Source organism: Streptomyces sp. NPDC049813 (assembly GCF_044465085.1).
Lineage (GTDB): Bacteria > Actinomycetota > Actinomycetes > Streptomycetales > Streptomycetaceae > Streptomyces.
In genome coordinates, this window is the sequence record NZ_JBITLI010000002.1 from 94,269 (window position 1) to 115,448 (window position 21,180).

The 21,180-nt window shown below is 71.1% G+C and carries 24 protein-coding genes, 1 tRNA gene and 1 riboswitch; of the genes, 10 read left to right on the forward strand and 15 right to left on the reverse strand.

Features of this window, described 5'->3' with window-relative positions; translation table 11 throughout:
- Positions 1–27: 27 nt before the first annotated feature.
- Positions 28–1,350, forward strand: coding sequence for an SGNH/GDSL hydrolase family protein (locus ACIBW6_RS04520; RefSeq protein ID WP_399056593.1), 1,323 nt, complete (start codon positions 28–30; stop codon positions 1,348–1,350).
- Positions 1,351–1,378: 28 nt separating this feature from the next.
- On the opposite strand, the gene ACIBW6_RS04525 is transcribed toward ACIBW6_RS04520, so the two are convergent.
- Genes ACIBW6_RS04525 through ACIBW6_RS04540 form a run of 4 tightly spaced genes read right to left on the reverse strand, consistent with a single transcriptional unit; the run spans position 1,379 to position 4,929 of the window.
- Positions 1,379–2,239, reverse strand: a complete 861-nt coding sequence (locus tag ACIBW6_RS04525) for a DUF1707 domain-containing protein (RefSeq protein ID WP_399056595.1) — start codon at positions 2,237–2,239, stop codon at positions 1,379–1,381.
- A gap of 10 nt (positions 2,240–2,249) precedes the next feature.
- Positions 2,250–3,245: an ATP-binding cassette domain-containing protein gene (locus ACIBW6_RS04530; RefSeq protein ID WP_399056597.1), complete on the reverse strand. Its 996-nt coding sequence runs from the start codon at positions 3,243–3,245 to the stop codon at positions 2,250–2,252.
- 15 nt (positions 3,246–3,260) lie between these two features.
- Positions 3,261–4,121: an ABC transporter permease gene (locus ACIBW6_RS04535; protein WP_399056599.1), complete on the reverse strand. Its 861-nt coding sequence runs from the start codon at positions 4,119–4,121 to the stop codon at positions 3,261–3,263.
- A complete protein-coding gene (locus ACIBW6_RS04540) occupies positions 4,114–4,929 on the reverse strand; it encodes an ABC transporter permease (protein WP_399056602.1) in 816 nt (271 codons plus the stop codon). Before ACIBW6_RS04540 ends, ACIBW6_RS04535 begins: the two co-directional genes overlap by 8 nt.
- A 150-nt stretch (positions 4,930–5,079) precedes the next feature.
- Between ACIBW6_RS04540 and ACIBW6_RS04545 the strand changes: the two genes are divergently transcribed.
- On the forward strand, positions 5,080–7,467 hold the full coding sequence (locus ACIBW6_RS04545; protein WP_399056604.1) for a transglycosylase domain-containing protein: 2,388 nt from the start codon (positions 5,080–5,082) through the stop codon (positions 7,465–7,467).
- On the opposite strand, the gene sugE is transcribed toward ACIBW6_RS04545, so the two are convergent.
- From sugE to ACIBW6_RS04560, 3 genes are all read right to left on the reverse strand, one after another.
- Entirely contained in the window at positions 7,412–7,732 is a 321-nt protein-coding gene (sugE, locus tag ACIBW6_RS04550; RefSeq protein ID WP_399056606.1) for a quaternary ammonium compound efflux SMR transporter SugE, read from the reverse strand. The two genes, ACIBW6_RS04545 and sugE, sit on opposite strands and share 56 nt — an antisense overlap.
- Positions 7,733–7,763: 31 nt before the next feature.
- A riboswitch (guanidine-III (ykkC-III) riboswitch) is annotated at positions 7,764–7,829 on the reverse strand.
- A 93-nt stretch (positions 7,830–7,922) separates the two neighbouring features.
- Positions 7,923–8,225, reverse strand: a complete 303-nt coding sequence (locus tag ACIBW6_RS04555) for a GroES family chaperonin (RefSeq protein ID WP_399057654.1) — start codon at positions 8,223–8,225, stop codon at positions 7,923–7,925.
- A gap of 86 nt (positions 8,226–8,311) precedes the next feature.
- On the reverse strand, positions 8,312–8,659 hold the full coding sequence (locus tag ACIBW6_RS04560) for a DUF3618 domain-containing protein (protein WP_399056608.1): 348 nt from the start codon (positions 8,657–8,659) through the stop codon (positions 8,312–8,314).
- Between the two features lie 158 nt (positions 8,660–8,817).
- Here ACIBW6_RS04560 and bcp point away from each other — a divergent pair, with 158 nt between their 5' ends.
- The 5 genes from bcp (at position 8,818) to ACIBW6_RS04585 (ending at position 12,588) form a co-directional block, all read left to right on the forward strand.
- Complete coding sequence (gene bcp, locus ACIBW6_RS04565) at positions 8,818–9,285, forward strand: thioredoxin-dependent thiol peroxidase (RefSeq protein WP_356494099.1); 468 nt, start codon at positions 8,818–8,820, stop codon at positions 9,283–9,285.
- A gap of 127 nt (positions 9,286–9,412) precedes the next feature.
- On the forward strand, positions 9,413–10,918 hold the full coding sequence (proP, locus tag ACIBW6_RS04570; RefSeq protein WP_399057656.1) for a glycine betaine/L-proline transporter ProP: 1,506 nt from the start codon (positions 9,413–9,415) through the stop codon (positions 10,916–10,918).
- A gap of 126 nt (positions 10,919–11,044) precedes the next feature.
- A complete protein-coding gene (locus ACIBW6_RS04575) occupies positions 11,045–11,668 on the forward strand; it encodes an HNH endonuclease signature motif containing protein (protein WP_399056611.1) in 624 nt (207 codons plus the stop codon).
- Entirely contained in the window at positions 11,665–12,501 is an 837-nt protein-coding gene (locus tag ACIBW6_RS04580) for an HNH endonuclease (protein WP_399056613.1), read from the forward strand. Before ACIBW6_RS04575 ends, ACIBW6_RS04580 begins: the two co-directional genes overlap by 4 nt.
- Positions 12,502–12,512: 11 nt before the next feature.
- A tRNA-Leu gene (locus tag ACIBW6_RS04585) sits at positions 12,513–12,588 on the forward strand.
- Positions 12,589–12,642: 54 nt separating this feature from the next.
- On the opposite strand, the gene rdgB is transcribed toward ACIBW6_RS04585, so the two are convergent.
- The 4 genes from rdgB to ACIBW6_RS04605 all read right to left on the reverse strand — a co-directional run bounded on the left by rdgB (position 12,643) and on the right by ACIBW6_RS04605 (position 15,074).
- Positions 12,643–13,248 carry an RdgB/HAM1 family non-canonical purine NTP pyrophosphatase gene (gene rdgB / locus ACIBW6_RS04590; protein ID WP_399056615.1) on the reverse strand — a complete coding sequence of 202 codons (606 nt, stop codon included), beginning with the start codon at positions 13,246–13,248 and terminating at the stop codon, positions 12,643–12,645.
- A gap of 49 nt (positions 13,249–13,297) precedes the next feature.
- Positions 13,298–13,690 carry a hypothetical protein gene (locus tag ACIBW6_RS04595; protein ID WP_399056617.1) on the reverse strand — a complete coding sequence of 131 codons (393 nt, stop codon included), beginning with the start codon at positions 13,688–13,690 and terminating at the stop codon, positions 13,298–13,300.
- A 136-nt stretch (positions 13,691–13,826) separates the two neighbouring features.
- Positions 13,827–14,573 carry a ribonuclease PH gene (rph, locus tag ACIBW6_RS04600; RefSeq protein ID WP_399056619.1) on the reverse strand — a complete coding sequence of 249 codons (747 nt, stop codon included), beginning with the start codon at positions 14,571–14,573 and terminating at the stop codon, positions 13,827–13,829.
- Between the two features lie 267 nt (positions 14,574–14,840).
- Positions 14,841–15,074, reverse strand: coding sequence for a glucose PTS transporter subunit EIIB (locus ACIBW6_RS04605; protein WP_019056711.1), 234 nt, complete (start codon positions 15,072–15,074; stop codon positions 14,841–14,843).
- 202 nt (positions 15,075–15,276) lie between these two features.
- Between ACIBW6_RS04605 and ACIBW6_RS04610 the strand changes: the two genes are divergently transcribed.
- Both ACIBW6_RS04610 and ACIBW6_RS04615 read left to right on the forward strand, forming a co-directional pair.
- The gene (locus ACIBW6_RS04610) at positions 15,277–16,560 is read left to right on the forward strand and encodes a PTS transporter subunit EIIC (RefSeq protein ID WP_399056622.1); all 1,284 of its coding nucleotides are present in this window, start codon (positions 15,277–15,279) and stop codon (positions 16,558–16,560) included.
- A gap of 240 nt (positions 16,561–16,800) precedes the next feature.
- Entirely contained in the window at positions 16,801–18,063 is a 1,263-nt protein-coding gene (locus ACIBW6_RS04615; protein ID WP_399056624.1) for a PTS transporter subunit EIIC, read from the forward strand.
- Between the two features lie 79 nt (positions 18,064–18,142).
- On the opposite strand, the gene ACIBW6_RS04620 is transcribed toward ACIBW6_RS04615, so the two are convergent.
- The gene (locus ACIBW6_RS04620; protein ID WP_399056626.1) at positions 18,143–18,895 is read right to left on the reverse strand and encodes an MBL fold metallo-hydrolase; all 753 of its coding nucleotides are present in this window, start codon (positions 18,893–18,895) and stop codon (positions 18,143–18,145) included.
- A 198-nt stretch (positions 18,896–19,093) separates the two neighbouring features.
- Here ACIBW6_RS04620 and ACIBW6_RS04625 point away from each other — a divergent pair, with 198 nt between their 5' ends.
- Complete coding sequence (locus ACIBW6_RS04625) at positions 19,094–19,528, forward strand: type II toxin-antitoxin system PemK/MazF family toxin (protein ID WP_399056628.1); 435 nt, start codon at positions 19,094–19,096, stop codon at positions 19,526–19,528.
- 169 nt (positions 19,529–19,697) lie between these two features.
- Here the strand turns inward: ACIBW6_RS04625 and ACIBW6_RS04630 are convergent, their stop codons facing one another.
- The 3 genes from ACIBW6_RS04630 to ACIBW6_RS04640 all read right to left on the reverse strand — a co-directional run bounded on the left by ACIBW6_RS04630 (position 19,698) and on the right by ACIBW6_RS04640 (position 21,146).
- Positions 19,698–20,648, reverse strand: coding sequence for a PLP-dependent cysteine synthase family protein (locus ACIBW6_RS04630; RefSeq protein WP_399056630.1), 951 nt, complete (start codon positions 20,646–20,648; stop codon positions 19,698–19,700).
- Positions 20,649–20,665: 17 nt separating this feature from the next.
- Complete coding sequence (locus ACIBW6_RS04635; RefSeq protein ID WP_399056633.1) at positions 20,666–20,944, reverse strand: MoaD/ThiS family protein; 279 nt, start codon at positions 20,942–20,944, stop codon at positions 20,666–20,668.
- A 100-nt stretch (positions 20,945–21,044) separates the two neighbouring features.
- Positions 21,045–21,146: a putative leader peptide gene (locus ACIBW6_RS04640; protein ID WP_018531834.1), complete on the reverse strand. Its 102-nt coding sequence runs from the start codon at positions 21,144–21,146 to the stop codon at positions 21,045–21,047.
- Between the last annotated feature and the right edge of the window lie 34 nt (positions 21,147–21,180).

The following is a 21,180-nucleotide window of genomic DNA, read 5'->3' on the forward strand; positions in this document are numbered from 1 at the left end:
CCCCCTGCCCGAGGAGACACCCACCGCATGGCCAGGCGTCACGGTTATGCCCTGTTGGCCGCGCTCGTCGCGATCGTCATAGTGATCTCGGCCGCGATCTACATCGGCTTCTCCGGTGTGCTGCGCGACGCCGACGGCTCCGTCCAGGCGGGCGGCGCCAACCCGCACGGCTCCGCCGCCCCCGCGTCCACCGGCACCTGGGCCGGCAGCTGGTCCGCGTCCCCGGCGGGCGCCGAACCCGGCACGGAGACCAGCGGTCTCTTCGGCCGCTCCCTGCGCAACATCGTGCACACCAGCATCGGCGGCACCGGCGCGCGCATCACCCTGTCCAACCTGTACGGGCAGCAGCCCCTGAGCATCACGCACGCCTCCGTCGCCGTCGCCGCCGCGCCCAACGACCCGACGGCGCTCGCCGGGACCATCCGCCGGCTGACGTTCTCCGGGAACACCTCGGTCGTCATCCCGGCCGGCCAGCAGGTGATGAGCGACGCGGCCCGGCTGCGGGTGCCGCAGGACGCGGACATGCTCGTCACCACCTACTCCCCCACGCCGTCCGGCCCGGTCACCTACCACCCGCAGGCCCGGCAGATGTCGTACGCCGCGCAGGGCGACCGCACCGAGGACCCGAGCGGCGCCGCGTACACCGAGCAGAGCCCGTACTGGCGGTACGTGACCGCGCTCGACGTGCTCAGCCACCAGGCGGAGGGCACCGTCGTCGTCCTCGGCGACTCGCTGACCGACGGGCTCACCTCCACGATGGGGGCCAACGTCCGCTGGCCCGACCTGCTCGCCGACCGGCTGCGCACCGAGTCGGGTGCCCCGCGCTACGGCGTCGTGAACCAGGGCATCAGCGGCAACCGCGTGCTCTCCGACGGCCTCGGCCGCCCCGCGAACAACCCGAGCGGCCTCTCCCGCTTCGAGCGGGACGCGCTCGGCCGCACCGGCGTCCGCGCCGTCGTCATCGACCTCGGGGTCAACGACATCCTGCGCAACCCGCACCAGACCGACCCCGGCCAGATCGTCGACGGCCTGCGCGAGCTGGTGCGCCAGGCGCACGCCCGGGGGCTGCGGGTGATCGGGGCGACCCTCATGCCGTTCCAGGGCCACCGCGGGTACGAGCCGCGCCTGGAGGAGATCCGCCAGGGCGTGAACGCGGCGGTCCGCGGCGGCGACGTCTTCGACGGCTACGTCGACTTCGACCGGGCGCTGCGCGACCCCTACAACCCGCGCAAGCTGCTCCCGCACTACGACTCGGGCGACCACCTGCACCCCAGCGACGCCGGGTACCGGCGGATGGCGCAGGCCTTCGACCTGTCGTCCCTGAAGGGCTCCACCGGCGCCCAGCTCTGAGGACCGCCCGCCCCGGGCGGCCCCTCAGTCAGTCCCGGTCGCGGCGGCGCTCCCGGCGCCGCTCAAGACGCTCCCGGTGCTCCTCCAGCCGGTCCAGATGGTCCTCCATGCGCTCGCGGTGGCGCTCAAGGCGGTCCGCGTGCAGCTGGTGGCGGCCGCGGCCGCCCTCCAGCTCACCGAGGCGCCCGGCCCTGCGCTCCAGCTTGTCGCGGCGGCGCTCCTCCTTGAGCCGCTGCCGCTCCGCCCGCGTCACCTTCCGCTCCACGCCGACCCCGCCCCAGAACGCGAACCCGGTCACCACCACCCGCGGCGCCCCCGGCTCCCCGGGCACGCCCTCCTCGCTCTGGTCGAAGCCGCCCATGACGCCGATGCCGCGCACGACGACCTCGACGCCGGGCGGCACCACCACGTTCACCCCGCCCATGACCGCCACGCAGTTGACGACGGTCTCCCGGTCCTCGAAGTGCGCCTCGCGCAGATCGATCTCGCCGCCGCCCCAGAACGCGAAGCAGTTGAAGCGCCGCGGCGCCGTCCACCGCCCCTTGCGCTGGAACCCGGACAGCACACCGACACCCCAGGTGGAGGTGGCCTCGCGGCCGCCGATCCTCGACGCCCAGTCGACGGCCCCCTCGGGCAGCGGCGCCTTCACCAGGTCCACCGGGGCGCTCACCCCGGCGCCGGGCAGATCGTGCGTGATCGGGGCCAGCTCCCGGTAGGTGCGCGCCTTGTACGTCGCCTCCAGCCGCTCCTCGAACTCCGCCATGTCGAGCCGGCCCTCGGCGAGCGCGTCCCGCAGCCGCTCCGCGACCTTCTCACGGTCGGCGTCGGAGGCCCGCAGATCGGCGGCGGCAGGCACCTCGGAGCGCTCGGGCAGCGATTCGTCCGTCATACATCTCAGCCTACGGGCGCGGGCCCGCCGCGGAAGCGTCCCGGGCGTACATCCGCGCGATCACGTCCTCGATGTCCGGCTCGCGCACGGAGAGGTCCACCAGCGGGCAGCGCTCCGCGATCGCGGCGACCAGCGGCGCCGCCGACCGGTCCGCGGGAAAGGCCAGCCACTGCCGCGCCCCCTCCACCTTCACCACCCGCGCGAACGCGACGTCCAGCGGCGGCAGTTCCCGCTCCAGGTCGACGACGAGGGTCCGCTCCACCGCGCCGCCGCCCACCTGGTGCAGGCCCTCCAGCTCGCCGTCGTACATCAGCCGCCCGTGGTCGATCACCATCACGCGGCGGCACAGCTGCTCGATGTCGGTCAGGTCGTGCGTCGTCAGCAGCACCGTGGTGCCCTGCTGCGCGTTCAGGTCCCGCAGGAAGGCGCGCACCTTCACCTTCGAGACGACGTCGAGGCCGATCGTCGGCTCGTCCAGGTAGAGCACCTCGGGGTCGTGCAGCAGCGCCGCCGCGATGTCCCCGCGCATCCGCTGCCCCAGCGACAGCTGGCGCACGGGCACCTCCAGCAGGTCGCCCAGTTCGAGGAGGTCGACGCAGCGGGCGAGGTTCTCCTCGTAGCGCCGGTCCGGGATCCGGTACATGCGGCGCATCAGCCGGTAGGAGTCGATCAGCGGCAGGTCCCACCAGAGCGTCGTGCGCTGCCCGAACACGACGCCGATGCGGTGCGCGAGCCGGGACCGCTCGCGCGCGGGGTCGATCCCCGCCACCCGCAGCCGGCCCGCGCTCGGCGTCAGGATGCCCGTGAGCATCTTGATCGTCGTCGACTTCCCGGCGCCGTTCGGCCCGATGTAGCCGACCATCTCGCCGCGCGGCACCCGGAAGCTCAGCGCGTCCACGGCCCGCACGGTGCGCCGCTCGCGCCGCAGGAAGCCCGTCTTTCGCCGCACGTCGAAGACCTTCTCCACGCCGTCCACCTCGATGAACGCCTCATCGCCGACCACCACGTCCTGCCCTCCCGTTCAGCTTCCGGTACTGCGGTACGCGCGCAGCGCCGCGCGCCAGACGAGCCCCGCCGCGCCCAGGCAGGCGGCGGCGACCAGCGGTGGCGCGAACGCGACCCAGCGCGGCAGGTCCAGCGGGTAGGGGCGGCCCAGGATGTACAGCGCGGGCAGCCAGTTCACGAAGGCCAGCGGCAGGACGAAGGTCACCCCGCGCAGCAGGTTGTCGCCGAAGACCGTCGGCGGGTAGGCGAGCATCGCGTTGCCGCCGAACGTCGCCGCGTTCTGCACCTCCGCCGCGTCCTGCGCCACGATCTGGAAGGACGCGCCCGCCATGAACACGGCCGTGAAGATGCCCGCGCCGCTGACCAGGAGCACCGGCACGAGGAGCGCCTTCAGCGGCGTCCAGGCGATGTCCAGGACGCACAGCGCCCACCCCATGACGATCAGGCCCTGCGTGACCCGGCCGAGGCGGCGCAGCGCGAACCGGTCGGCGCCGATCTGCGCCAGGACCGGCGCGGGCCGCACCAGGAACGCGTCGAGGGTGCCGTCCCGCACCCGGTCCCCGAGCCGCCCCAGCGACCCGGCGCACAGGTCCGCGAGACCGAAGGCGGCGCCGGCCGTCCCGTACAGCAGGGCGATCTCGGGCAGCGTGTACCCGCCGAGCCGGTCCACCTGCGAGAACATCAGCAGCAGGCCGACGAACTCCAGGCCGGTGAGGGCGAAGTTGCCGAACACCGTCATCGCGAAGGAGGCGCGGTAGGCGAGCGTGGAGCGGATCCACATCGCGCTGATCATGCCGAACGCCCGCACCCCCGAGCGGAGCTGCTCCACCCGCCCCCCGCGCCGCGCCCCGGACCGCGCGCCCAGCGGCTCAGCCACCCTGCACCACCACCCGCCGCGTCGCCGTCGCCTGCAACAGACGGCCCACGGCCAGCAGCCCGGCGGCCCACGCGGCCTGGAAGAGGTAGCCGCCGCCTACGCCGCGGCCGCCGTCCGTGCCCATCAGCACGTCCGCGGGCACCTGGAGCAGCGCCGCCCACGGCAGGAGGCGTGCCACCTCGCCGATGGTGCCCGGGAACACGTTCAGCGGCAGCAGCATGCCGCAGAAGAAGGTGGCCGTGATCCCGTACATCTGCGCGACCCCGCGCACGTCAAGCAGCCAGAACGCGGACATCGCCACCAGATAGCGCAGCGCGAAACTGACGAGCATCCCCAGGAGGACCGCGACGCAGAAGGCGAGCCAAGGTCCCGGGCCCGTGGGCAGCGCCAGGTCGAACAGGAGCGCGCCGACGGCCATCGGGACGACGCCCCGCCCCAGCAGCTGGAAGACGGCCCGCCCCAGGTCCTGGGCCAGCCACCAGCACTGCAGATCGGCCGGCCGGTACAGGTCGACGGCGATGTCACCGGTGCGGATCCGCTCCGCCAGCTCGCTCTCGAACCCGGACGGCACCCCGAGCATCATCACCGAGAACATCGCCTGCCCGACCCAGACGAAGGTGAGCGCCTGCGCCTGGTCATAGCCGCCCAGGTGCGGCCGCTCGTCCCACAGCGCGGTGTACGTACAGGCGATGATCAGCCCGAAGACCGTGTTGGTGAAGATGCCCGCGAAGGTCGCCCCGCGGTAAGTGGCGTAGCGCCGGAACGCCCCGGCGGCGACGGCCGCGTACAGCCGGACTCCGTGCACCACGCCCCCTCGTCGCCCCCTCGTTCGGCCGAAGCGCAGGAGCCTAGTGCACGGCGGGCTCCGCCTGCCACGCATTTTCGCGGTCATGTAGGAGGCTTGTGTGTCATACGAGGCGTACGTGACGTACGACGCGAAACAGGAGTTCCTCAGGACATGAGCAGCGACGAGCCGCCCCAGCCTGCGCGCACCGGGCCCGACCCGGACCCGGAGCCCGGCCCCTCCCACGACCCGCACGCCGGACGGCCCCGCCGCACCGGCCTGCGCCGCCTGCTCCCCGGCTGGCGGACGCTGCTCGCCTCGCTGATCGCCCTCGTGCTGCTCTGCATCGGCCTGTTCGCCCTCGGCTACTTCCTGGTGGACATCCCGCCCGCCAACCAGGCCGCGACCGCCCAGTCCAACGTCTACCTCTACGCCGACGGCACCCAGATCGCCCGCGACGGCAAGGTCAACCGGGAGAACGTCCAGCTCGCCCAGGTCCCGAAGACCACCCAGCACGCGGCGCTCGCCGCCGAGGACCGCGACTTCTACAGCGAGTCCGCCATCGACCCGAAGGCGATGGTGCGCGCCGCCTGGAACACCGTCACCGGCAAGGGCAAACAGTCCGGATCGACGATCACGCAGCAGTACGTGAAGAACTACTACCTCGGCCAGGAGCAGACGGTCACCCGGAAGGTGAAGGAGTTCTTCATCTCCATCAAGCTCGACCGCGAGGAGTCCAAGGGCGACATCCTGGAGGGCTACCTCAACACCAGCTACTTCGGGCGCAACGCCTACGGCATCCAGGCCGCCGCCCAGGCCTACTACGGCGTCGACGTCGAGGACCTGACGGTCGCCCAGAGCGCCTACCTGGCCGCCCTGCTGAACGCCCCCAGCGCCTACGACGTCGTCGCGCACCCGGAGAACAAGGCCCGCGCCGTCGCCCGCTGGAACTACGTCCTGGACGGCATGGTCAAGGAGCGCTGGCTCAGCCCGGCCGACCGCGCCGAAGCCGCCTTCCCCGTCCCGGAGCAGGCCCGGGGCGCCGCCGTCCTGTCCGGCCAGCGCGGCTACCTCGTCCAGGCCGTCAAGGACGCCATCACCTCCCAGGGCATCCTCGACGAGGACACCCTGGCCACCGGCGGCTACCGCATCACGACCACCCTGCAGAAGAAGAAGCAGGACGCCCTCGTCGACGCCGTCGACGACCAGCTCATGGCCCACATCGACAAGAAGGCCCGCAAGGCCGACCGCAACGTGCGCGCGGGCGGCGCCGCCATCGACCCCGCCACCGGCAAGGTCCTCGCCATGTACGGCGGCATCGACTACACCAAACAGTTCGTCAACAACGCCACGCGCCGCGACTACCAGGTCGGCTCCACCTTCAAGCCGTTCGTCCTCACCTCCGCCGTGCAGAACGGCGCGACCACCCAGGACGGCCGCACCATCACCCCCACCACGATCTACGACGGCACCAACAAGCGCCCCGTACAGGGCTGGAGCGGCGCCCGCTACGCCCCCGCCAACGAGGACGACCGCTCCTACGGCCCCATCACCGTCGGCACCGCCACCGACAAGTCCGTCAACGCGGTCTACGCGCAGATGGCCGTCGACGCCGGCCCCGCCGCGGTCAAACGGACCGCCATCGACCTGGGCCTGCCCGCGAAGACCCCCGACCTCAACGCCTACCCCTCGATCGCGCTCGGCCCGGCCACCGCCAGCGTCCTGGACCTGGCCGGGGCGTACGCCACGCTCGCCAACCACGGCCGGCACGGCACGTACACGCTGCTCGCCTCCATCAGCAAGAACAGCACCGCCGTCGGCCTGCCCGAACAGCGGACCCGGCAGGCCGTCGACCGCGAGTCCGCCGACACCACCACCGCCGTCCTGCGCTCCGTCGTCGACGGCGGCACCGGCACCGCCGCCCAGGCGGCGGGCCGCCCCGCCGCCGGCAAGACCGGCACCGCGGAGGAGGACCGGGCGGCCTGGTTCGCGGGCTACACCCCCGACCTGGCGACCGTCGTCGCCGTGATGGGCCAGGACCCGGACACCGGCGCGCACACCCCGCTCTACGGCGTCGGCGGACAGCCCCGGGTCAACGGCGGCGGGTACCCGGCCCAGATCTGGGCCCAGTTCACCCGCGAGGCCCTGGCCGGCAAGAAGGTCCGGGACTTCGACCTCGAAGCGGACGAGACCACGGCGCCCTCAGCTCCCTCCACGACCACGACGACCCGCCCCTCGGCGACCGGCTCCGCCTCCTCCGCCCCCGACGACTCCGGCACCGCCACCGGGACACAGAGCCCCAGCGCCGGCACCACCAGCAGCGGCACCGCCGAGGGCCAGGACCAGGGCGCCACCACGGGCGACACCCAGGGCCCGACCCAGGGCGGCACCGACGGCGCGACGGCCGACGGCGGCGGCACGGCGGACGGCGGCACCGGCGACGGCGGCACGGAACCGGGCGCCGAGTTCGGCGGCGGCGGCGAGGGCGGCGACACCCTCGACCCGTTCAGTGACCTGACGTCGCCTTCAGGCCGACGATCGCCACAAGAAGCAGAGCGATGAAGAAGACCCGGGCCGCCGTCGCCGGCTCACCCAGCACCAGCATCCCGACGATCGCCGCACCCGCGGCACCGATCCCCACCCACACGCCGTACGCCGTACCGATGGGCAGCGACTTGGCCGCGTAGGACAGCAACAGCATGCTCGCGACGATCCCCGCGCCCGTGAACAGGCTGGGCCACAAGCGGGTGAAACCCTCGGTGTACTTCATCCCGACCGACCAGGCGACCTCGAGAAGTCCGGCGACCACGATCAGAATCCAGGCCATGACTGGCACCTCCGTCAACGCTTTCAACAGGGGTGCGTCGTCTTGTCCAGGTCCCGGTACGGCGCGTCTCGTCGGGGTCACTCCACCGTAGCAAAGGGCAGACGGAAGGGCTGGTGACCATGGTCACCAGCCCTTCCGATCGGGCCGTCGGGCCCAGCGCTACAGATGTCCGGGCCACCGGGGCCCGGAACTACAGATACAGGCCCGTCGAGTCCTCCGAGCCCTCGAACCGGTCGGCGGCCACCGCGTGCAGGTCCCGCTCGCGCATCAGCACGTACGCGACACCCCGCACCTCGACCTCCGCCCGGTCCTCCGGGTCGAACAGCACCCGGTCCCCGGTCTCCACGGCCCGCACGTTCTGCCCGACCGCGACCACCTCGGCCCAGGCCAGCCGCCGGCCGACCGCCGCCGTCGCGGGGATCAGGATGCCGCCGCCGCTGCGCCGCTCACCCTCCGCGGTGTCCTGGCGCACCAGGACGCGGTCGTGCAGCATGCGGATCGGCAACTTGTCGTCGTGACGGTTCTTCTGGCTCACGGCGAGCAACCTACCTGCCTCCGGGTCCGGCGGGCGCCTCCGGGTCAGTGGTCGCGGCGCCGCGAACCGAGCGTGAGCAGTCCGACCACCCCGACCACGACCAGCGCGGCCGGCACGATCCGCCCGAGCCGCGGCGCGCCCTCCTCGGTGACGAACTGGCCCTTCACCTCGGAGACGAGCCGGTTGGCACCGACGTACGCCCGTCCGAGGGTGTGATCGACGTTCGACGCGAGCTTGGCCTTCGCGTCGCCGACGATCGTCTTCGGGTGCACCCGCACCCCGATCTCGTCGAGCGTCTCGGCCAAGGTCTCCCGGCGGCGCTTGATGTCCGCCTCGATCTGCGCCGACGTCCGCGTATCCGGCGTATCCGACGTGCTGGACGTATCCGACACCGCGCTGCCTCCGTGGTCGCTTCGTTCCCGCTCGCTGTCCTGCGTGACGGCTGAAGGACAGTCTGTCAGCTCAGCGCCGTCCCCACCCCACGGCACCCCTATTACGCTCGTCCGGAGTCACGTGGCACCACCCCACCCGCGAGGAGAACACGAGCGACATGAGCGAGCGACTTCAGCCCGGCGACACCGCCCCCGCCTTCACCCTGCCCGACGCCGACGGCAACGAGGTCTCCCTCGCCGACCACCGCGGCCGCAAGACGATCGTCTACTTCTACCCCGCCGCCCTCACCCCCGGATGCACCAAGCAGGCCTGCGACTTCACCGACAACCTCGACGTGCTCGCCGCCGCCGGCTACGACGTCATCGGCGTCTCCCCCGACAAGCCGGAGAAGCTCGCCAAGTTCCGCGACCAGGAGAACCTCAAGGTCACCCTGGTCGGCGACCCGGAGAAGAAGGTCCTGGCGGCCTACGGCGCCTTCGGCGAGAAGAAGCTCTACGGCAAGGTCGTCACCGGCGTCATCCGCTCCACGGTCGTCGTCGACGCCGACGGCACCGTCGAGCACGCCTTCTACAACGTGAAGGCGACCGGCCACGTGGCGAAGATCATCAAGGACCTCGGCATCTGACCGAGCCCGGCCGGGTACCCGCCTTTCTGTGACGAAAGTCCCCATGAACGGGGACTTTCGTTTGCGAGCGCCATCATCGAGCAAGTGATCCCCTTGGAAGCGATGTATGTCCACAGAAGGGATCGCCATGTCCACCGACACCGAGGAAGGGCCCCAGTCGCCCGACCCGGAGGCGGTCAAGCGTCACCGGGCGCTGTTCCGCGCCGTCAAGCGGCGTAAGAACCCGCCCCTGCGCCGCACCGACATCACCGTCACCGACGACGCGGCGGTGAAGCGGGCGGTCAAGGCGGCCTCGCTCGGCAACGCCATGGAGTGGTTCGACTTCGGGATCTACTCCTACCTCGCGGTCACCATCGGCCACGTGTTCTTCCCGTCCGGGAACGACACGGTCCAGCTGATCTCGTCCTTCGCGACCTTCGCCGTGTCCTTCCTGGTCCGCCCGATCGGCGGCATGGTCTTCGGCCCGATGGGTGACAAGATCGGCCGCAAGAAGGTCCTGGCGATGACCATGATCCTGATGGCGGTCGGCACCTTCGCCATCGGCCTGATCCCGTCCTACGCCACCATCGGCTTCTGGGCGCCGGTCCTGCTCATCCTCTTCCGCCTGGTCCAGGGCTTCTCCACCGGCGGCGAGTACGGTGGCGCCTCCACCTTCATCGCCGAGTACGCCCCCGACAAGCGCCGCGGCTACTTCGGCAGCTTCCTGGAGTTCGGCACGCTCGCCGGGTATGTCGGCGCGGCCGGGCTCGTCACCCTCCTCACCGCGGTCCTCGGCAGCGACGGCATGGACTCCTGGGGCTGGCGCGTCCCCTTCCTCGTCGCGGGCCCCATCGGCCTCGTCGGCCTCTACCTGCGGCTGAAGCTGGACGAGACCCCCGCCTTCCAGAAGCTGGAGGACGAGTCCGCGCACAAGGCCACCGAGGCCGCGTCCACCGTCGAGACCACCGCCAAGGGCGACCTGGCCAAGATCTTCCGCGACTACTGGCCGACGCTCATCCTCTGCATCTGCCTGGTCGGCGCGTACAACATCACCGACTACATGCTCCTCTCCTACATGCCGACCTACCTGTCGGACGAGATGGGCTACTCCGAGGCCCACGGCCTCCTCATCCTCATCGCGACGATGGTCGTCCTGATGTGCATCATCAGCCAGATCGGCAAGCTCTCCGACCGCTTCGGCCGCAAGCCGCTCCTGATGACCGGCATGCTGGGCTTCCTCATCACCTCGATCCCCGCGTTCCTGCTGGTCAAGAACGGCGCCCTGTGGGCCGTCTCGCTCGGCATGCTGATGCTCGGCCTCTCCCTGGTCTGCATGCTCGGCACCATGTCCGCGGCGCTGCCCGCGCTCTTCCCGACCCAGGTCCGCTACGGCTCCCTCTCGGTCGGCTACAACCTCTCCGCGTCGCTCTTCGGCGGCACGACCCCGCTGGTCGTCACCGCGCTGATCTCGTGGACGGGCACCGACATGATGCCGGCGTACTACGCGATGGCCGCGGCGCTCGTCGGCGTCATCGCGGTCGCCTGCATGAAGGAGACGGCCCAGAAGCCGCTGGCCGGTTCCCCGCCCTCGGTGGAGACCCAGGAAGAGGCGGCGGAACTGGTCGAGTCCCAGGCCCCGGCCCCGAAGTTCTGACCCCCACCCCCTCTCCTCCCCCTCCCCGCTTCCCGGATCGGGCCGTTCCGCATCTCGTGCGTGACGGTCCGATTTTCGGTTCGTTAAGCCGTACGAGAAGGGAACGGACGGGCGAGGAGGGGCTCCGTGACAGGGCAGCGGTACACACGGGAGTTGCTGGCGGAGGCGGCGCGCCGGACGGCGTCGTGGGATGAGGCGGTGCGGTGGTGTGGGGGTGAGCCGACGACCGGGAGCAGAAGCTACCTCCGCAAGAAGATGGCGGAGGCGGGGGTCGACACCTCCCACTTCCCGCGTCAGTGGGTACGGCACACCGAGGCGCGGCTGCGTGAAGCGGTGGCGGGCGCGCGGTCACTGAACGAGGTCGTCCGCCTGCTCGGCATCAGCAACGTCGGCGGCAACCAGGCGCATATCGGCCGCCGGATCGCCGCGCTGGGCATCGACACATCGCACTTCGTGGTGCGACGCGGCGGCCCGAAGGGATCGCGCGGCGAGGTACTGTCCGTGCGGTCGCGTGCGGAAGGGCGGGTACCCGGCCACCGGCTGCGCGCGGCTCTGCTGCGCCGCGGGGTGCCCGAACGGTGTGCCGAATGCGGAGTCGGCGCGGAGTGGAACGGCGGCCCGCTCCGGCACGAGGTCGACCACATCAGCGGGGAGTGGTGGGACAACCGCCCGGAGAACCTGCGTCTCCTGTGCCCCAACTGCCATGCGGTGACCGACACTTACCGCGGCCGGAAGCGGAGGGCGACGTGACGCGGTATCCGCGGCGCCTGCTCGCCGCGGAGGCCGCGAAGTCATCGAGCATCGTGGACCTGATGCGCCGCCTGGGAGCCCCGATGGGCGCCAAACCGCGTCGTTACCTGCTCGGGCGACTCACGTTCTACGGCATCGACACCTCGCACTTCCATGAGGAGCCGCTTCCCGCGCGTGCGCCGAGATCGTTCGCCAAGGAGATCCTGATCGACGCAGCGGCACGCTCCACCAGCATCCGGGACATGTTCGTCCACATGGGCATTCCGCCCGAAGACGGGCCGTACGGGCACGTCAGGCGGAAGCTGGACGCCTTCGGCATCGACACGAGCCACTTCACCGGCGGCCGCGGCGTGGCGGGCGATCGCCTCTATCCACGGACGGAGTTCACCCGGGCCGTGGCCGCATCGCGGAGCCTGGCGGGTGCCCTGCGGGAACTCGGGGAGCCCCGCGTGAACGGATCGACGTGGGCGAAGGCGCAGCGCAGCATCGCCGCATACGGTCTCTCGACCGGGCACTTCACCGGGCAGGGTCACTTGGTGGGGACCACTTCGCCCCGGCGCAAGAGCGCCCAGGAGATCCTGGTGCGCCAGGCTCCGGGCTCCCGGCGTACGTCCACATCGCTGTTGCGCCGGGCGCTGTGCGACCTCGGCGCCGCCGTCGTGTGCGCGGCGTGCGGCCTGGGCGAGCGGTGGCGGGACAGGCGGCTGGTCCTGGAGATCGACCACGTCAACGGGGACCGCGCGGACAACCGTCCGGAGAACCTGCGGTATCTGTGCCCGTCCTGCCACAGCCAGACCAGAACCTTCTCGAACCGGCGCCGCTCCGCCCAGTAGAGTAGCCGGGCGGGTCCGTACCCCAGCTGGCCGAGAGGGCGCCGGTTTAGGTCCGGTGTGTCGTGGGTTCGAGTCCCACCGGGCCCACACATCGAGGGGCGCGACCTCGCACAGGCCGCGCCCCTCGGCGTACCCGGGGCCTCAGCCCACCAGCTCCCGCACCACCGGCACCAGCGCCCGAAACGCCTTCCCCCGGTGGGAGATCGCGTTCTTCTCGGCCGCCGTCAGCTCCGCGCACGTGCGGCTGTCGCCCTCCACCTGGAGGATCGGGTCGTAGCCGAAGCCGCCCGCGCCCGCCGGGGCGTGTCGCAGGACGCCCCGGAGCTGGCCCTCGACCACCCGCTCCGTCCCGTCGGGCAGCGCCAGCGCCGCCGCGCAGGCGAAGTGGGCGGTGCGGTGGCGGTCCTCGTCGATGTCGCCGAGCTGGGCGAGGAGGAGGTCCAGGTTGGCCTGGTCGTCGCCGTGGCGGCCGGCCCAGCGCGCGGAGAAGATGCCGGGCGCGCCACCGAGGACGTCGACGCAGAGGCCGGAGTCGTCGGCGACGGCGGGCAGACCAGTGGCCTTGGCGAGGGCGTGGGCCTTGAGGAGGGCGTTCTCGGCGAAGGTGACGCCGGTCTCGCGGACGTCGGGGATGTCGGGGTAGGCGTCCGCGCCGACGAGTTCGTGGGGCAGGCCGGCGTCGGCGAGGATGGCGCGGAGTTCGACGATCTTGCCGTTGTTGCGGGTGGCGAGGATGAGGCGGGTCATGCCCCCAGTATCCCGATCCGACCGCGCGCGGGGCACGCCGGTGACGCGGTCAGGGCGTGCAGACCTTGGTCAGTTCGCCGGCGGCGTCGGTGACCGGGGTGACGTCGGGGGTCTCGTCGCCGTTGCGCACGGCCGTGCGGACGTTGTCGACGGCGCGGCCGAGGTCGCTGACGGCCTGGGAGACGTCGGCGTTGTCGGTCTTGTCGCCGATGTTGTCGAGGTTGGCGTCGATGGAGGCGAGGGCCTCGTCGGTGCGGCCGGGGTCGTTCGCCGCGTTCTCGACGGCCTGTTGGAGGTCGGTGACGCTGTCGGCGATGGCGTCGGCGGTCTGGACGCAGTCGAGTGCCTTGTCGACGGCGGAGCAGCCGGTGGCGGCGGTGGCCGCGGTCAGTGCGACGGCTGCCGCGAGCAGGGCGGTGCGGCGGTGGCGGCGCGCGGCCATGGAACGGTCCTCCCCTGAAGTACGGACGGGTGGGCGGCGGTTGCGGGTGCGTGCCGTCCACCCGTTCGTAGGGACGCGGTGGGTGGTCTGCTGGTTGCCACCCTGCTTGGGGAGTTCTTTACCTGGGTGGGGGTGGTTATGCGGGGTCGGTGCCGAGGGTGGCGGCGAGTGCCGTGTGCTGGGCGGCGGTGAGTTCGTCGCAGCCGAGGACGGCGAGGTCGAGGAGGGAGTTGAGTTCGGCGCGGTCGAAGGGTTCGGCTTCGGCGGTGCCCTGGATCTCGACGAAGCGGCCGTCGCCGGTGCAGACGACGTTCATGTCGGTGTCGGCGCGGCTGTCCTCCTCGTAGCGGAGGTCGAGGAGGGGGGTGCCGCCGACGATGCCGACGGAGACGGCGGAGACGGTGCCGGTGAGGGGTTCGCGGCCGGCCTTGATGATCTTCCTGGCCTTGCCCCAGGCGATGGCGTCGGCGAGGGCGACGTAGGCGCCGGTGATGGCGGCGGTGCGGGTGCCGCCGTCGGCCTGGAGGACGTCGCAGTCGAGGACGACGGTGTTCTCGCCGAGGGCCTTGGGGTCGATGACGGCGCGGAGGCTGCGGCCGATGAGGCGGCTGATCTCGTGGGTGCGGCCGCCGATCTTGCCGCGGACGGCTTCGCGGTCGCCGCGGGTGTTGGTGGCGCGCGGGAGCATCGAGTACTCGGCGGTGACCCAGCCTTCTCCCTTGCCCTTGCGCCAGCGGGGGACGCCTTCGGTGAAGGAGGCGGTGCAGAGGACCTTGGTGTCGCCGAAGGAGACGAGGACGGAGCCTTCGGCGTGCTTGCTCCAGCCGCGTTCGATGGTGATCGGGCGGAGTTGTTCGGGGGTGCGGCCGTCGATGCGAGACATGGGCCCGAGCCTATCGGGAGGGGACGGCGGGGGCGGCCGCCCCTGGGCGGGGAGGATCGCGGAGGCCGCCCCGCCTGGGCGGAGAGGATCGCGGAGGCCGCCCCGCCTGGGTGGAGAGGATCGCGGAGGCCGCCCCGCCTCGGTGGAGAGGATCGCGGGACCGTCGCCCCTGGTGGCGGGGACGGCTGAGGCCGCCGTCCCCGGGTGGCGGGGGCGGCGGCCTCGGTGCTGCGTGCGCCGGGTGCGGGCCCGGTCAGCGGTGTCGGCTCACATCAGGTCTTCGATGTCGGCGGCGATGGGGTCGGCGTCGGTGCCGATGACGACCTGGATCGCGGTGCCCATCTTCACGACGCCGTGGGCGCCGGCGGCCTTCAGGGCGGCCTCGTCGACCAGGGCCGGGTCCTTGACCTCGGTGCGCAGGCGCGTGATGCAGCCCTCGACCTCTTCGATGTTGTCGATGCCGCCGAGCCCGGCAACGATCTTCTCAGCCTTGGTGGCCATTTCGTTCTCCCTGTTGTCCGCCGGCCCGCCGTGTGGGCCGCTTTGTCACGGTAACCCACGGTTGGCCCAACTACGCGAGCGGTGGCACCGCCCGTGACGAAAGATGACGAGCGACGACCAGCACGTGGACCGACCCGTCCCGCGACTGGTCTACACCAGTTTCCGACAACCGCCAAACGTGGTTCGTTCCGGGAGGACGCCCATGAGCGCGAACGCTGCCGCAACGCCGCGACAGAGCCCCTGGGGGAACTTCTTCCAGGGGCTGCAGAAGATGGGGCGCAGCCTTCAGCTGCCCATCGCCGTGCTGCCGGCCGCCGGTATCGTCAACCGGCTCGGTCAGCCCGACGTCTTCGGGGACGACGGGCTCGGCTGGACGAACGTGGCCAAGGTGTTCGCGGGTGCGGGCGGTGCGCTGCTCGACGCGGATCTCGGGCTGCCGCTGCTGTTCTGCATCGGTGTGGCGATCGGGATGGCGAAGAAGGCCGACGGGTCGACGGCGCTGGCGGCGGTGGCGGGCTTCCTGGTCTACCGCGGGGTGCTGCACCAGTTCCCCATCGACTGTGCCGACGGGGCGAAGGCGGTGGCGGTGGGCTGCCAGGCGGCGGACAACACCGTCTCGGCCTTCGAGTACCAGAATCCTGGGGTCTTCGGCGGCATCATCATGGGCTTTTTGGCCTCGTTCTTCTGGGCGCGCTACCACCGCACCAAGCTGGTGTCGTGGCTCGGCTTCTTCAACGGCCGCCGGCTCGTGCCGATCATCATGGCGTTCATCGGCATCGTCTTCGCGGTGGTCTGCCTGTGGATCTGGCCGCCGATCGGTGACGGCCTGGAGCACTTCTCGGACTGGCTCCAGGGTCTGGGCGCGATCGGTTCGGGCATCTTCGGTGTCGCCAACCGGGCGCTGCTGGTGATCGGGTTGCACCAGTTCCTGAACGTGCCGCTGTGGTTCCAGTTCGGCTCGTACACCAAGCCGGACGGCACGGTGGTCCACGGTGACATCAACATGTTCCTCAGCGGCGACCCGTCCGCGGGCATCTATCAGACGGGCTTCTTCCCGATCATGATGTTCGCGCTGCCCGCGGCCTGTCTGGCGATGTACCACTGCGCGCGGCCGGAGCGGCGCAAGGCGGTCGGCGGCATGATGCTGTCGCTGGCGCTGACCTCGTTCGTCACGGGGATCACCGAGCCGATCGAGTACTCGTTCGTCTTCATCGCGCCGGCGCTGTACGCGGTGCACGCGGTGCTGACCGGGGTCTCGATGGCGGTGACGTGGGGGCTCGGGGTCAAGGACGGCTTCAGCTTCTCCGCGGGGCTCATCGACTACCTGATCAACTGGAGCCTGGCGACCAAGCCGTGGATGATCATTCCGATCGGGCTGTGTTTCGCGGCGGTCTACTACGCGGTGTTCCGGTTCGCGATCACGAAGTTCGATCTGAAGACGCCGGGGCGGGAGCCGGAGGACGAAGTCGAGGACGTCACCAAGTAGCGCTCCCGCTCCGCTCGGAGGGCCCCTGGACCACTGGTCCGGGGGCCCTTCGTCACGCATGAGCCGAAGCGGACGCATATGTTCCAGACCACAGAATCCGCGCCTTCCTTATCTCGCCTTCACCGTGCTACAACAGGTCTACACCACTGAGTGGTGTAGACCACGCGTGCAGCTGAGCCGCGTACCCGAGACGCCGCCGTCCCCCTTCCCCAGGCGGCGCCTGCCCAGTGGAGGAAGTTGATGAGCACCGCCAGCGCTACGGCGGCTCCCGCGAAGAAGCGGGGATCCGGCCTGTTCCAGGGCCTGCAGAAGGTGGGCCGCAGCCTTCAGCTGCCGATCGCGGTGCTGCCGGCCGCGGGCATCATGGTGCGCCTCGGCCAGGACGACATCTTCGGCAAGGACGGCCTCGGCTGGGACAAGGTCGCCGCGGTCTTCAACAACGCCGGTGGCGCCATCACCGGCAGCCTGCCGATCCTGTTCTGCATAGGCGTGGCCATCGGCTTCGCCAAGAAGGCCGATGGCTCCACGGCGCTGGCCGCGCTCGTCGGTTTCCTCGTCTACAGCAAGGTTCTGCAGGCGTTCCCCGTCCACGACGCCGTGGTCAACACGACGGCCAACAAGGGCGTCGACGTCGCGGCCGTCTACAACGACCCCGGTGTCCTCGGCGGCATCATCATGGGTCTGCTCGCCGCCGTGTTCTGGCAGCGGTACCACCGCACCAAGCTCGTCGACTGGCTGGGCTTCTTCAACGGCCGCCGGCTCGTCCCGATCATCATGGCCTTCGTCGGCATCGTCGCCGGCGTGTTCTTCGGCCTGATCTGGGAGCCCATCGGCAACGGCATCACGCACTTCGGCAACTGGATGACCGACCTCGGCTCCGGTGGCTCGGCCCTCTTCGGTGGCGTCAACCGCGCGCTGATCCCGGTCGGCATGCACCAGTTCGTGAACACCGTCTCCTGGTTCCAGCTCGGTGACTTCACCAACTCCGCGGGCCAGGTCGTCCACGGCGACATCCCGCGCTTCCTCGCCGGCGACCCGTCCGCCGGCATGTTCCAGGCCGGGTTCTTCCCGATCATGATGTTCGGTCTGCCCGCGGCCGCGATCGCGATGGCCCACTGCGCCCGTCCCGAGCGCCGCAAGGCCGTGATGGGCATGATGGTCTCGCTCGCCCTGACGTCCTTCGTGACCGGTGTGACCGAGCCGATCGAGTTCTCGTTCATGTTCATCGCGCCGATCCTCTACGTGCTCCACGCGCTGCTCACCGCGGCGTCGATGGCGATCACCTGGGGCCTGGGCGTGCACGACGGCTTCAACTTCTCCGCGGGCTTCATCGACTACGCGCTGAACTGGAACCTGGCGACCAAGCCATGGCTGATCATCCCGATCGGCCTGGTCTTCGCCGCCATCTACTACGTGGTGTTCCGCTTCGCGATCATCAAGTTCGACCTCAAGACCCCGGGCCGCGAGCCCGAGGAGGAGATCGAGGACCTCACCAAGGCGTGAGCCCCTCCCCCGCCTGCCATGGCGAAGGCCCCGGAACCCTACGGTTCCGGGGCCTTTCCCGTGTCACGGCACCACCGGCTCAGAGCTCGTACGCCGCCCCGGCCACCGCCAGCTCGACGGGCCCGTCGAAGACGCCCCGCGCGTCCGCCAGGTTCACCTGGGGGTCCGTCCACGGCGGGATGTGGGTGAGGACCAGCTTGCGGGCGCCGGCCCGCTGCGCGGCGTCGCCCGCCTCGCGGCCGTTCAGGTGCAGCTCCGGGATGTTCTCCTTGCCGTGCGTGAACGCCGCCTCGCACAGGAACAGGTCGCTGTCCGCGGCCAGTTCGTCGAGCGCCGCGCACGGTCCGGTGTCGCCGGAGTACGTCAGGGAGCGGCCGCCGTGCTCGATGCGGATCGCGTACGACTCGACCGGGTGGCAGACCTTCTCCATGCGCACGGAGAAGGGGCCGATCTCGTACGAGCCCGGCTTGACGGTGTGGAAGTCGAAGACCTCGCTGAACGCGGAGGCCGAGGGGGTGTCGGCGTGCGCGGTGGTCAGCCGCTGTTCGGTGCCCTCGGGCCCGTAGACCGGGATGGGCTCGCAACGCCCGCCGTCGTGGCGGTAGTAGCGGACGACGAAGTACGCGCACATGTCGATGCAGTGATCCGCGTGCAGATGACTGAGGAAGATCGCGTCGAGGTCGTAGAGACCACAGTGGCGCTGCAGCTCGCCGAGGGCGCCATTGCCCATGTCGAGAAGCAGCCGGAAGCCGTCGGCCTCGACGAGGTAGCTCGAACAGGCCGAATCCGCGGACGGGAACGACCCCGAGCAGCCGACGACGGTGAGCTTCATAAGAGCCGGAACCTCCGCGCTGGCGGTCGGGAAAGCGGGTGGGGAGCGGGACTGAGGGTCCGTCGAGCGTAAGGCGCGAAAGGGCCGGTCGCTCCTTTGTCGCGGGCCGTTGTGGGCGAACTCACCTGCGCTGTCACCGGTTCGGGGGGCGTTCGCCCGGTGCGGCGGCCCGCGCGCCCCACCGGTACCGTCGTAGCCATGGACACGTCCTGGTGGCTCGCTCTGGCGGCCGTGGTGCTGCTCGCGCTGATCGCGGCGCTCGTCGACGGCTGGGGCCGCGGTTCGCGGCGGCGACGGCTGCGCTCCCCTTCCGCCGGGCGGGCCGGGGGGCCGCGGCCGGGCGAGATCTGGTGGGCGCTCGTGCCCTACGAGGACGGGCCCGGCGGCAAGGACCGGCCCTGCCTGGTGCTGGGCCGGCGCGGCGACACGGTCCAGGTCGTGAAGATCACCAGCCGGCACCACGAGGAGCGGCCCGGGGTGATCGCGCTGCCGCCCGGTGCGGTGGGGGACGCAAGGGGGCGGCGCAGCTATCTGGAGACGGACGAGCTGCGGGACGTTCCGCTACGGGACTTCAGGCGGCGGGCCGGTGAGGTCGACCCGGCGCTCTGGCGCCGGGTGCGGCACCTGGGCTGACCGGCTTCGCGAGAGCCGGGCCCTCGCGGAGCGCGGGCCACGGGGCTCTGCCCCGGACCCCGCTCCTCAAGCGCCGGAGGGGCTGATCTGTGCGGCCCTGGGCGGCAGGCTCAGGCCCCCTGGGTTCAGCCCCCCTGGGTTCAGCCCCCCTGGGTTCAGGCCCCTGGGCTCACGCCCACAGCTGGCCGTGCAGGACCTCGATCGCCTCTTCCGTCGTGGCCGCCGTGTAGACCCCGGTCGACAGGTACTTCCAGCCGCCGTCGGCCACGACGAAGACGATGTCGGCGGCCTCGCCCGCCTTGAGCGCCTTCTTGCCGACCCCGATCGCGGCATGCAGCGCGGCGCCCGTGGAGACGCCGGCGAAGATGCCCTCCAGCTGGAGGAGTTCGCGGGTGCGGGTGACCGCGTCGGCCGAGCCGACCGAGAAGCGGGTGGTGAGGACGGAGGCGTCGTACAGCTCGGGGACGAAGCCCTCGTCGAGGTTGCGCAGGCCGTACACGAGGTCGTCGTAGCGCGGCTCGGCCGCGACGATCTTGATGTCGGGCTTCTGCTCGCGCAGGTACCGGCCGACGCCCATGAGGGTGCCGGTGGTACCGAGGCCCGCCACGAAGTGGGTGACCGAGGGGAGGTCCGCGAAGATCTCCGGTCCGGTCGTGGCGTAGTGGGCGCCCGCGTTGTCCGGGTTGCCGTACTGGTAGAGCATCACCCAGTCCGGGTGGCGCTCGGCCAGCTCCTTGGCGATGCGTACGGCCGTGTTCGAGCCGCCCGCGGCCGGGGAGGGGATGATCTCCGCGCCCCACATGGCGAGGAGGTCGCGCCGTTCCTGGGAGGTGTTCTCCGGCATGACGCAGACGATGCGGTAGCCCTTGAGGCGGGCGGCCATCGCCAGCGAGATGCCGGTGTTGCCCGAGGTGGGTTCGAGGATGGTGCAGCCGGGGGTGAGCCGGCCGTCCTTCTCGGCCTGCTCGATCATGTGGAGCGCGGGGCGGTCCTTGACCGAGCCGGTGGGGTTGCGGTCTTCCAGCTTCGCCCAGATCCGCACGGTGTCGGAGGGCGAGAGCCGCGGCAGGCGCACCAGAGGGGTGTTGCCCACCGCGGCCAGCGGACTGTCGTAACGCATGCGTCGCTACGTCCGGCTCAGCGCATGCCGCCGGCCACGGCCGGCAGGATCGTGACGTTGTCGCCGTCGGTCAGCTTGGTGTCGATGCCGTCGAGGAAGCGGACGTCCTCGTCGTTCAGGTACACGTTCACGAAGCGGCGCAGCTGGCCCCCGTCCACGATCCGGGCGGCGATGCCCGTGTACCGGGTGTCCAGGTCGGTGAACAGCTCGGCGAGGTTGTCCCCGCTGCCCTCGACGGCCTTGGCGCCGTCGGTGTAGGTGCGGAGGATGGTCGGGATGCGGACCTCGATGGCCATGCTGGTGCTCCTGTCAGGAGTCGGAAGTCGTGTGGGTGGGCACGCGGCGGCGCCCGGTACCGGCGGTTCGGCCGTGCGTGGTGGTCGCGGGGGTCGCGGTTCAGCGCGGACAGATGGCGCTGGCGAGGCGGCACAGGTCGACGTGCAGCCGCGCCACGAGCAGCGTGCCCGGCGTCTTTTCGCTCACGTCGTGGGAAACCATGGGCTCATCGTAACGATTCCCGGCCTGGTTCCCG